The sequence below is a fragment of the Campylobacter sp. JMF_14 EL1 genome, assembly GCF_027737585.1.
In the GTDB taxonomy this organism is placed as follows: Bacteria; Campylobacterota; Campylobacteria; order Campylobacterales; family Campylobacteraceae; genus Campylobacter_B.
The window spans coordinates 1-11326 of the sequence record NZ_JAOVTW010000010.1; the positions used below are offsets into that span (position 1 = coordinate 1).

Annotated in this window: 14 protein-coding genes; 10 read left to right on the forward strand and 4 right to left on the reverse strand. The window is 40.3% G+C overall.

Features of this window, described 5'->3' with window-relative positions; genetic code table 11:
- Positions 1-206: 206 nt before the first annotated feature.
- From OFN73_RS08055 to OFN73_RS08065, 3 genes are read right to left on the reverse strand one after another with little or no spacing between them, the layout of a single operon-like run.
- Complete coding sequence (locus OFN73_RS08055) at positions 207-1181, reverse strand: phospholipase A (RefSeq protein ID WP_270862994.1); 975 nt, start codon at positions 1179-1181, stop codon at positions 207-209.
- The gene (gene mobA, locus OFN73_RS08060; RefSeq protein WP_270862995.1) at positions 1171-1722 is read right to left on the reverse strand and encodes a molybdenum cofactor guanylyltransferase; all 552 of its coding nucleotides are present in this window, start codon (positions 1720-1722) and stop codon (positions 1171-1173) included. Before mobA ends, OFN73_RS08055 begins: the two co-directional genes overlap by 11 nt.
- Positions 1723-1724: 2 nt before the next feature.
- Positions 1725-2501 carry a hypothetical protein gene (locus tag OFN73_RS08065; RefSeq protein ID WP_270862996.1) on the reverse strand — a complete coding sequence of 259 codons (777 nt, stop codon included), beginning with the start codon at positions 2499-2501 and terminating at the stop codon, positions 1725-1727.
- A gap of 161 nt (positions 2502-2662) precedes the next feature.
- Here OFN73_RS08065 and OFN73_RS08070 point away from each other — a divergent pair, with 161 nt between their 5' ends.
- The 9 genes from OFN73_RS08070 to OFN73_RS08110 all read left to right on the forward strand — a co-directional run bounded on the left by OFN73_RS08070 (position 2663) and on the right by OFN73_RS08110 (position 9915).
- A complete protein-coding gene (locus tag OFN73_RS08070; protein ID WP_270862997.1) occupies positions 2663-3004 on the forward strand; it encodes a formate hydrogenlyase maturation HycH family protein in 342 nt (113 codons plus the stop codon).
- The gene (locus OFN73_RS08075; RefSeq protein ID WP_270862998.1) at positions 3001-3459 is read left to right on the forward strand and encodes a hydrogenase maturation protease; all 459 of its coding nucleotides are present in this window, start codon (positions 3001-3003) and stop codon (positions 3457-3459) included. The genes OFN73_RS08070 and OFN73_RS08075 overlap by 4 nt, the downstream gene beginning before the upstream one ends.
- Positions 3460-3546: 87 nt before the next feature.
- Positions 3547-4434, forward strand: a complete 888-nt coding sequence (locus tag OFN73_RS08080; protein WP_270862999.1) for an aldo/keto reductase — start codon at positions 3547-3549, stop codon at positions 4432-4434.
- 10 nt (positions 4435-4444) lie between these two features.
- On the forward strand, positions 4445-5554 hold the full coding sequence (locus OFN73_RS08085; protein WP_270863000.1) for a carboxymuconolactone decarboxylase family protein: 1110 nt from the start codon (positions 4445-4447) through the stop codon (positions 5552-5554).
- A 10-nt stretch (positions 5555-5564) separates the two neighbouring features.
- A complete protein-coding gene (locus tag OFN73_RS08090; RefSeq protein WP_270863001.1) occupies positions 5565-6116 on the forward strand; it encodes a flavin reductase family protein in 552 nt (183 codons plus the stop codon).
- A 24-nt stretch (positions 6117-6140) separates the two neighbouring features.
- Complete coding sequence (locus OFN73_RS08095) at positions 6141-6764, forward strand: flavodoxin family protein (RefSeq protein ID WP_270863002.1); 624 nt, start codon at positions 6141-6143, stop codon at positions 6762-6764.
- 172 nt (positions 6765-6936) lie between these two features.
- The gene (locus OFN73_RS08100; protein ID WP_270863007.1) at positions 6937-7518 is read left to right on the forward strand and encodes an NAD(P)H-dependent oxidoreductase; all 582 of its coding nucleotides are present in this window, start codon (positions 6937-6939) and stop codon (positions 7516-7518) included.
- A gap of 72 nt (positions 7519-7590) precedes the next feature.
- Positions 7591-8880 (forward strand): NTP/NDP exchange transporter, encoded by a 1290-nt coding sequence (locus OFN73_RS08105; protein ID WP_270863003.1) that lies wholly within the window; start codon positions 7591-7593, stop codon positions 8878-8880.
- A gap of 33 nt (positions 8881-8913) precedes the next feature.
- The gene (locus tag OFN73_RS08110) at positions 8914-9915 is read left to right on the forward strand and encodes an aldo/keto reductase (protein ID WP_270863004.1); all 1002 of its coding nucleotides are present in this window, start codon (positions 8914-8916) and stop codon (positions 9913-9915) included.
- Between the two features lie 210 nt (positions 9916-10125).
- Here OFN73_RS08110 and OFN73_RS08115 read toward each other — a convergent pair whose 3' ends face one another.
- Entirely contained in the window at positions 10126-10476 is a 351-nt protein-coding gene (locus tag OFN73_RS08115; protein ID WP_270863005.1) for a hypothetical protein, read from the reverse strand.
- A gap of 376 nt (positions 10477-10852) precedes the next feature.
- Here OFN73_RS08115 and OFN73_RS08120 point away from each other — a divergent pair.
- Positions 10853-11326, forward strand: a 474-nt coding sequence (locus OFN73_RS08120) for an alpha/beta hydrolase (RefSeq protein WP_270863006.1), incomplete at its 3' end; no start/stop codon positions are given.

Here is an 11326-nt window from a genome sequence, read left to right on the forward strand (position 1 = left end):
GGGGTTGGTAAGGGGGAGGGTAGCGTCTCCTAAAAAGCGCGCCCTCCCCCTTACAGAGAATTTCAAATTTCGCTTAAAATTTAAAAAATCGTTCAATGCTAAATTTAGGTTGAATTTTGAATTTAAATTTTACTGGATTGCTTCGAAAACTTCGTTTTCTTGCAATGGCAAATTATACAAAATTCAAGGTCAGTATTTGGCGAAATTTAAAATTCCACAAACGAAACGCCAAGGCCGATTTTATCGACACTTTTTTTATAATCCGCTAGGCTTTCAGCGTATCCGCTAAAATACCTAAAATACCCATAAAGCCCGCTGTTAAATAGCGGAAATATAAAATCAAGCTCGATTGCACCGCGATTTTGCGAGTTTAAGCGCAGATTGTTGCGCCATTTGGCCATGACTTTGTGTCGCCCGAAGCTATACGAAGCACGCAAATCCCCATAGCCCATATACTCGCTAATGTCCTTGTTGCGCTGATCTAGCCCGAAAGCATACCAAAGTCTCGGCGTGATTTCAAAGCCCCCAAATCTCCACGAACTTTGCGCGTAAAGATGATTTATCGAGCGCGAATCCGCCCCGTCCTTGCCGTTTGATTCGTGCAAAACGCCAAGTTTTAGCTCGTCTGAAAAGCCCGGCTCTAAACTCATAAAAAGCTCTGGCTTGTAGTTATTTTCCCTAAATGGCGCGCTATCAGCGGTGATTTGCCACCACGAATTTTGCGTGTAAGCAAAGGAAATTTTCTCGCCAAAGCCAAAATAATCATAGCTTATAGGCCGTTCAAAACTAAACGCAAAGTGCGCTTCGTTGGGGCTACGACCCTGTTTTTTATGGTGATCGTGAGTAAAGAGAGCGTAAATTGGCTCGTAATATTTAATGCCCAAAAATTCGCTAAAATTTTGTTTTTTGCTTGGTTTTGGCGTGGAATTCAAATCTAAATTCGCTAAATTTTGCTTTTTCGGATACTGCGCCGAAATTTCCTTTGAATTTGACGCTAAATTTGGCTTTGAAATTCCGCTTGAATTTTGCGCGCTAGTGTTTGCAAGGGCTAATTTTTTATAATAAATCATAGCGTTTTTATAATCGCCCTTTGCCTCAAAATCCCTAGCTTTCGCCAAAATTTCGCCATCATCTGCGCACAAAACGCTAAATAACGCCAAAAATAAAATTTTAGTTTTCAACTTTTTCTAAATCGCTTTCGTAATTGATATTTAAAAACTGCTCTTTGTCTTCAAATTTTAAAATTTCACTATCGCAAGAAGTAATAAATTCGCCGATTTTATGGTTGTTTTCGCGGTAAAATTCCAGCGCACGCTCCGCCAAATCCCCGCTAAAAAATCCGCATAAATTATGCGTTTTTTCGCCATCACTTGCAAGCGAAATCTCAGCCCTACTCTCCCAAAGCGCGCGGATTGCCTCTTTGCTCACAAATGGCGTATCAGCAGGCACGATGAAAACCCTTTCCCCAGCAAATCCCCTTAGTGCTGAATACAGCGCACCCATAGGCGAAAAATCCTTAAAATCGTCTTTTATCAAAGGAAGCGGGGGACTAAATTTTTGCGATTTTGCGCAGACGAAAACCTGCGAAAAAATGCGCGAATACCTTTTAAAACAAAAATGCGTCATGCTAGGCTCGCCCAAAAATGGCTCTACTGCCTTATCTCTGCCAAAGCGAGAGCTTTTGCCACCGCACAAAATCACGCAAATTCTAGGCTCGCCCAAACCTATCCTTCTTGCATATATTTTGCCTTGCCAAGTGCGTTATTTCCGATGAAATGATACAGGCTTGGGGCTTGAAGTTTGGCTAGTTTTGGGTATTTTTGCCTTAGTGTTTTCCAGATATCATAGACCCTCATGCCGCTTTTATACAAGCTCATAATCTCGTCGAAATGCTCATCATACAGGCTTGGTTTTTTAAGAAGCGAAATTTTGCGCCCCATATCGAGTTTGGCATTGGTTTCGATAAACTCATGGATTTGCGCCTCTGTGATTTTGGTGAAATCCTCAGGGTATTTTTCCCTCATTACTCGCAAAATATCTTTGTCAGAAATGCCCTTGAAATGGAGCTTTTTAAGCTCAAATTTATACGCTTGCAAAAGCTCGTTTTTGCTCTTTGCGATTGCGCGAATTTTGTTTTTTTCGTCCTTACAATTCGTAGCGATGAAGTGCGTTAGCCCCGAAGCGCTCACGGATTTTTTAAACTCCGCGTCCTTCTCGCCGATATGGGCTAAAATCGCTTTGACCGTGTATCCCCTTGAAACCAGCTCCTCGATATCTTTCGCGTATGGAGTATAGTCGAATTTCGCACGCGAAAACCCGGTTTGCGCGGTGATTTTTTTGTAAATTTTCGTATATTGCGACTTGTTAATATAATTTTTTTTCAGGGCTTTTCGAAGCTCTGCGCTAATCGCGCTAAAATCATCATACGACGCAATACTTATAATCAAATCAGATTCATTTACGACACTGCCATCTACTACAACAATACTTACAACCTTCATACCGCCCTCCTTAAAATTTGTCCTAAAAGCCTTTTGCTTTTAAGTGAAAGATTATACTACTTTTATAGCAAATAAAGGGCAAAATTTCGGATTTTTTTAAATTTTAATAATTAAGAATTTATCTGTATAATTTCGCAAAATTTCAAATTTAAGGCAGGATTATGATAGAGGTTTGGAAGCTGACAAAACGCCATGTAGATGAGCCAGATACTGCGCCGAAATTTAGGGATATCACCATTTTTACGAGCCTTGGGCATGGGGTTGGCACGATTGATTTTAGCGAGAAGATTTGCGAATTTAGCGAAAACGAGTGGGAAGAGATACTAAGCGCGGGCGATGAATACGCGAAATTTAAGCTAGGAAATATCGCCACGATAAATGAAATCGAAATTTTCCCAGAACACGCCATAAAACTTTTGCAAAGCCTTAAAAATTCGGCTTTGGGTGAGTTTTTAAAGAATTTAGATGAGGGTTATTTAACGCTTAGGAAAGTTTTTAGATGAAAAAAGCGATTTTGTGCGTAGGAAACGAGCTTCGTGGCGATGACGGCGTTGGCATAGAAGTCGGTAAAATCGCCCTAGAAGAGCTGAAAGAGTGGAAAGTTTTTTTCGGAAACGATATGCCAGAAAATGAATTTTCCAAAATCAGAGCTTACGCGCCAGAAATTTTAGTCGCTGTCGATGCAATCGGCGTTATAATGGACGAAAACGCCAAATTTGAGTGCGAATTCGTGGATTTAAGCGATGATGTGAGTTATTTTTACAGCGCACACAATATCCCAGCGTGCGTGTGGATCAAATACCTGCGCGAATTTATCCCAAAAATACTATTTTTAGGCATTAAGGTTGATTTGCTAAATTTGGGCGAATTTTCCTCTACACTCTCGCAAACAGCCAAAACTGGCGCACTTCTTGCAATCGAAAAAATCAAAGAATTAGACAAAAATTTGCAGGATTAGGCAAGGGATTTGGAGGATTGTTCTACCAAATTCCACCCCAAATTTGGTAAAATTTCTGCGAAATTTTAAAATTTTCAAGGAAATTTTATGCAAAGACGAAGTTTTTTGAAAAATTCTGTAATTTTTGGCGCAGGCGTGATTGTGGGCGCAAATTCGCTTTTTGCAAACAAGGGGGCAAAAATGCAAAATTTAGTTCCAAATTATGAGTTAAACAATGGCGTGAAAATCCCAATTTTGGGCTATGGCACTTGGGATATTCGTGGCAGGGACGGGCTAAAAGCCATAGAAAATGCCCTAGAAGTGGGCTACCGCCACATTGACTCAGCGCAGTATTACCGCAACGAAGACATCGTAGGCGAAGCTGTGCGAAATAGTGGCATAAAACGAGATGAGATTTTCGTAACTTCAAAGCTTCAATGGGGCGCAAATGTAGGCAAAGAAGGCGCAAAAAGGGCAGTTTATGAAAGCCTAGATGCGCTTAAATTTGATTATATAGATTTGTATCTAATCCACGCTCCTTATGGCGATATTAAGGGCATTTGGGCTGGGTTTTGCGAGCTAGTAGAAAAGGGACTAATAAAATCAATCGGCGTTAGCAATTTTAGCGTGGATTTAGTGCGAGAGCTTTGCGATGAATTTGCTATAAAACCTGTGCTTAATCAAATCGAACTCCACCCTTTCAAACAGCAAATTTCAACCCAAAACGGGCTTGATAAGCTGGGTGTCGCCACTCAGGCCTATTCGCCTTTTGGCTCAGGTAGTGCGAAAATTTTAAACAACGAAACGCTTCAAAAAATCGGCGAAAAATACGGCAAAACCGCGGCGCAGGTCATTTTGCGTTGGCAAATCCAAAGAAATATCATCACTATCCCAAAAACCGCGACAAAGTCCCGTATGATCGAAAATATTAGCATTTTTGATTTTAATTTAAGCGATGATGATATGAAAAAAATCGCAAATCTTGAAAAATTTTAAAGGAGAGAGTATGCTTTTTAAAAAATCAATCTTAACACTAGCCCTAACTTCGCTATTTTGCGGGGTTTGCATGGCAAATGAAACGGGGGAGAATATGCAAATTTCACAAAGCGAAATCAAAAATTTAAACCAAAAAGAGCTAAATTTAACCAAAATTTCAGCGTTTTTGGCTAGTTCAAATTTAAGCGAGTTAAAAAACGCCGTAAATTCTGCGCTTGATAGCGGTATAAGCGTGGCTGAGATTAAAGATTTAATGGCGCAACTTTATGCGTATTGTGGCTTTCCAAAAGCCCTAAATGGACTTGGCGTTTTGAGCGAAACGCTTAAAGAGCGCGAAAAAATGGGCTTAAAAACCACGCAAGGCACGGAAAATAAAATCATAGAGAAAAATTTAAATAGCCTTGAAATCGGCTCTAAAACCCAAACCGATTTAGTGGGCTCAAAAGTCGATTTAAGCGCACTTAGCGCAGATGTGGATTATTATTTGAAGGCGCATTTATTTGGCGATATTTTTGCGAGTGAAATTTTTTCGTGGAAGGAGCGCGAGATCATCACGGTCGCAGCATTAGCGGCGATGAGTGGCACCGAGCCACAAAGGGACGCTCACATAAAAATCGCTAAACTAAACGGCGTTAGCGACGCGCAAATAAATGAAATTTTAAAAATTTCAAATTCGGCCAAATTTAGCAATCCTAGTGCCATGAGCAAGGACGAATTCGCCAAAATTAGCCCATTTGGCGTGGGCGAACTAAACAGCGCGTATGCGAAGTATTTCAGCGGAAACAGCTACCTAAACGCTATTTCGACCCAACAAGTCAAAATGTATAATGTGGTCTTTGAACCAAGCTGCCGCAACAACTGGCATATTCACCACGCCAAAAGCGGTGGCGGTCAAATCCTAATCGCCACAGCAGGTCGCGGATACTACCAAGAATGGGGCAAGGAAGCCGTGGAAATGAAACCAGGAAATGTCATAAATATACCAGCCGGCGTCAAACACTGGCATGGCGCGGCAAAGGATAGCTGGTTTGCGCATATCGCCGTCGAAGTCGAGGGCGTGGAAGCTAGCAACGAGTGGCTAGAACCAGTAAGCGACGAGCAATATAAAAAACTAAAATAAGGAGCAAAAAATGGCAATTATTAATGTCGATATTCAAAAATCCTACCACATTTTAAACCACGGTGCCACGACGATAGTCTCGGCTGAATTTGACGGAGTGGCAAACGCTATGGCGGTTACTTGGGCGTGTCCGCTGGATTACGACAAAGTTACGATAGTGCCGCACAACGGCTCATTTACACGCACCTTAATCGAAAAAAGCGGATATTTTGCCGTGCAAATCCCAGTTTTTACGCAAAAAGATCTACTTTTAAATTTGGGCGATGAAAACAATTCTCGCTTCGACAACCCGCATAAAATGGACGGCGTGGAGCTGTTTTATAGGGGCGAATTTAAAGTTCCGCTAGTCGCAGGTTGCGCTGCGTGGATAATCTGCAAGGTTATCCCAGAGCCTCACAACGAGCAGGCGTATGATCTTTTTATCGGGCAGGTTGTGGCAGCTTATGGCGACGATAGGGTTTTTGACGGCAGCCACTGGCATTTTGATGAAGTGGGCGATGAGCTAAAAACGCTTCATTATGTCGCAGGGAAAAAATTTTATCTTGACGGTAAGGGCGTTTGAAATTTAAAATAAATAAGGAAAAATATGTCAAAAGTTTTACTCATAAACGGCAGTCCGAACAAAAACGGAAGCACAAATTTAGCGTTAAGCGAAATCGCAAAAGAGCTCGAAAATAACGGCGTTCAAAGCGAAATTTTATACCTTGGCAAAAAGCCGATAAATGATTGTATATCATGCTACAAATGCCAAAAAACCGGGCTTTGTTCAATAGATGATGTGGTAAATCAAATAGCTGCTAGACTTGATGAATTTGACGGCATAGTAGCCGGAAGCCCTGTGTATTATGCCGGACCTACAGCTAGAATTCAGGCGTTTTTGACAAGGCTTTTTTTCGTGGGCGGAAATAAATTTAGCGGTAAAATCGGCGCAAGTGTCCTTATAGCTAGGCGTGGCGGGGCTAGTGCGACTTTTGATAGGCTAAATAAATTTTTTACAATCTCAAATATGTTTGTAGCTGGTTCGCAATACTGGAACGAAGTCCATGGCTTGGTGCCAGAGGATCTGCCAAATGACGCAGAAGGTATGCAGACCATGCGAACACTAGCCAAAAATATCGCTTGGTTTATCAAATGTAAAAATTTAGCCATGCAAAACGGCTTAGAATTGCCAAAATACGAGCCTATAACCCTTACGCATTTTATTAGATAGGTTTGGGTAAAATTTATAAATTTAAGGAGTGATTATGAAACGCAGAGAATTTTTGAAAAATTCAGCAGTTGTGGGCTCTGCGGTAGCCCTTGGAGCGACAAATTTGGGCGCACAAGAAAACGGAGTAAATTTTGCAAATTTGAAAATTTGGGATAAAGGAGAGGGAAAAAATATGAAAAAAATCTACATAATAGACGGATCAAAAGAATTTTGGGGAAGCAAGGGCGAGCTTAGCAAACTTTTGTGCGAGACAGCAAAACAGACGCTTGAAAGCCTAGGCAAAAGCGTAGAAATCAAAAAAATCGACAATGGATATGAGCAAAAAGCCGAGTGCGATAAAATTTTAGAAAGCGATTGTGTGATTTGGCAAATACCTGCGTGGTGGATGGGTGAGCCGTGGATAGTGAAAAAATATATCGATGAAGTATTTATGGAAATCACTATGAAAACAGGCGGAAACGACGGCAGACACCGCACTAATCCTACCAAAGACTACGGCAAGGGTGGCAAACTCACAGACAAAAAGTATATGTTTAGCGTAACATGGAACGCCCCGCTTGACGCGTTTGAGGATAAGGACGAATTTTTCGGCGGAGCGGGCGTGGAGGCTGTGTATATGCACCTGCACAAAACAATGGAATTCGTGGGAATGACGGGCTTTCCTACATTTATGTGCAACGATGTCATAAAAAATCCGCAAGTCGAAAAATATGTGAGCGAGTATAAGGCGCATTTGCAAAAGATTTTTGGGTAAATTTATTGAAATTTAGCGCAGTTTTGGTGCGTTTATAATGCCAAAAATTGCAAAATTAGGCAAAATATCAAAATGAAATTTAAAGAGAAATTTTACTCGATTTTTGAGATAAGGCGCGAGGAAATTAAACTTTTACTTTACAGTGCGTTTTTTATTTTTTCGCTTTTTTGCTCGTATGCGCTACTCCGCCCGATTCGCGATGCGCTTGGGATTCATGGCGGAAGCGACGAGCTAAAATGGCTATTTTTAGGCACTTTTGTCGCTACGCTTGTTTGTTCGTTTGTGGCTATGTGGCTAAGCGGGGCTATTAGGCGCAAACTCTACACCGACGCCATTTTTATATTTTTTGCCCTAAATTTGCTAGGCTTTTTCGTAGCTATGAGATTTATTGACGCCCAAAGCCCCGCATTTGCCACACTTTGCAGGGTTTTTTATATTTGGGTTAGCGTTTTTAATCTCTTTGTCATAAGCTCGGCTTGGAGTGTTTTGGCTGATGTTTTTAGCAAAGAAACTAGCAAATCAATGTTTGGCATAATCAGCGCAGGAGCGAGTTTAGGCGGGATTGCAGGGGCTAGTTTGGTTAGCTTTTTGCGTGGAGTTTCGACGCAAAATTTCATATTTTTATCGGCGTTTTTGCTATTTTTTGCCTTGATTTTGAAAAATTTAATCATAAAAGAGGGGCTAAATTTGCTCCAAAACGAGAGTGAAAAAGCAAATTTCACTCAAAAATTCAGCACTCCACTACCTAGCAAAAATCCGCTTGATGGCTTTAAAATCATCGCTAAATCACCTTATTTGCTATCTTTTGTAGGCTTTGTTTTGTTGCTAACAAGTGTTAGCACATTTTTATACATGGAACAAGCTAGAATCGTCCGAGCCGTCTTTGAGACGCGCGAAGCCAGAGCCGCAGCCTTTGCAAATATCGATCTCATCGTGCAAAGCACTAGTTTTTTTATACAAATTTTCCTAACGGCAAAAATCGCTAAATTTTTTGGCATAAAGTGGCTTTTGGCTCTGCTTGGATTTGTGATTGCGCTCGGATTTATTATGCTTGGTTTCACGCACCCAGCATTCTGGGGCATTGCGCTTGTGATGAGCCTGCGCAGAATCGGCGAATACGCCCTAGTTAAACCTGCACGCGAAATGCTTTTTGTCCCGCTTGATAGCGAGAGTAAATACAAGGTCAAAAACTTCCTTGACACGGTCGTTTATCGTGGCGGAGACGCGCTTTCATCACAGGTCGAGGGCATAGCACTGGCTAAATTTGGCGTGAGTGGAGTTTTGATTTTAGGTGCAATAATCTCATTTGTTTGGGGAATTTTGGGTCTAAATTTAAGTAAAAAATATGAGAAATTAAAATAAAATTTGCAGAATTAGGCAATAAAAGGAGAGATTATGAAATACACAAATTTAGGGCAAACTGACATTAAAATTTCACAAATTTGCCTTGGTTGCATGGGTTTTGGCAGACCAAATCCAAACTTTCTTACTTGGACTGAGGCGGACGAGAAAACCTGCGAAAAGGTCGTCGCAAGGGCATTGGAGCTTGGCATAAACTATTTTGATACTGCAAATGTCTATACCAACGGCGATTCTGAGATTTATCTAGGCAAGGCGCTTCGAAATTTAGGCGTCAAAAGAGAAGATGTCGTCATCGAAACTAAGGTATTTTTCAACGAAGGTAAACTAAGCAAAACGGCAATCATGCGTGAAATCGAAGGCTCACTAAAACGCCTAAACACGGACTATGTCGATGTGTATATGATACATCGCTTCGACTACGACCACGAAATTTTTGAGACTATGAGCGCTTTGCACGAGTTAGTAAAAGCCGGAAAAGTCCGAACGCTCGGGGCTAGTGCGATGTATGGTTATCAGTTTTTTAACATGCAACTATGCGCCGAGCGTGAAAATTTAACCAAATTTAGCGTTATGCAAAACCATTATAGCCTGATTTATAGGGAAGATGAGCGGGATTTGATCCCTGTGTGTAGGCAGTTTGGCACAAGTATCGCGCCGTATAGCCCACTAGCTGGGGGGCATTTGGCTCACACTTCGTGGGACGGGTATTCAAAACGAGTAAATGAAGACAAGGTTTTGCGCGTAAAATACGATGAATTTAAAGAAAGCGATCTTAAAATCATCGCTAGGATTGATGAAGTAGCGAAAAATCGTGGCGTAAATATGGCGCAAATCGCATTAGCGTGGCACTTTGCTAAGGGTGTGGATAGCCCAGTTCTTGGAGCAATTAAAACAGAGCATTTAGACGACTGGGTAAAAGCCCTTGAAATCAGCCTTGATGAGAGTGAGATCAAATACCTCGAAGAGCTGTATGTTCCGCACAAAGTGGTAGGCGCTATCAACAAAGGCGGTCCAGAGCGAATCGAGAGAAAATAAAATTTGCAGGATTAGGCAAGGAATTTACTTAGGCAAAATCGCCTAAGTAAATTCATAACGCATTGTATCCGCTAAACGCCAAGACTTCCACTTTGTCATTTTCAATTATTATTGATATTGCGAAATTTTGTCTTTTGACGACACCTTTAAAAAATGCACTTGTGCGTTCGCTTTGCGAATTTACGCTAAAACCTTGTGATTTTAGATAATCTAAATATTATATCCACTAAACGCCAAGACTTCCACTTTGTCATTTTCAATTATTATTAATATTGCAAAATTCCGTCTTTTGACAACGCCTTTAAAAAATGCACTTGTGCGTTCGCTTTGCGAATTTACGCTAAAACCTTGTGATTTTAGATAATCTAAATTTTGTGATTTTATGGTTTGTATAACTTGTGGTTTTAGATATTTTGTGATATTTCCGTCTGAATTCGAGATTTTTTTAGCCAAAATTATTTCGCCCACCAAATAGCTTGGTTCTTTAAAAGCATAATTATAAAATTTTACGCCGACTGCCGGCAACATAATGAAAACAAAAATCAAAGCAAAACCAACCATTTGCCTTTTGGTTTTTTTATCTTGTTTGAAATAAAAATACAAAGAAAAGAGAAAAAAAATAGCACTTACGGGATAATATAAAATTGCAAAAAAATCACCACTCAGTTGCATAAAAACGGCATAAAAAAATGAAATCAAACATAGCAAAAGTGCCAAAAATCCAAAAAATTTACGCAAATTTAACCACATTATAAACCTTTTTTATATCCATTTTTATGAATTTAATTTCAAAATTATATAAAATTTAAGATAAATTTTTAAAACAATTAAAATTTGCAGGATTAGGCAAGGAATTTGGAGAATTGTTCTAGTTGATTTTTTTAATTTTGGCTAGAATTTCCTTGTAAAAATTTTATTTTCAAACAAGGAGAAAAAAATGAAAAAAGTATTGATTTCATTTGCACTAGGTGCGATTTTAGCGACAAATTCGGTAGCAAAAGGCGAAGTAGATTTGCCAAAAAATGTGGTTAGCCAGTGGGATAAAACTTTTGCAAAAAGCGAAAAGATTGAACACAAAAAAGTTGCTTTTAAAAATCGCTATGGAATTGTAATCGTTGCAGATTTATACACTCCAAAAGACGCCACTGGCAAACTCCCTGCTATCGCCATTAGCGGACCTTACGGTGCGGTTAAAGAGCAATCTAGCGGACTTCACGCACAAAGTTTAGCCGAGCGTGGCTTTGTAACACTAGCCTTTGATCCAAGCTTCACAGGCGAGAGCGGCGGAGATGTGCGTGATATTTCAAGCCCTGATATAAACACAGAAGATTTTAGCGCGGCCGTGGATTATCTAGGCGTGCAAGACTTCGTCGATAGAGAAAAAATCGGAATTTTAGGCATTTGTGGCTGG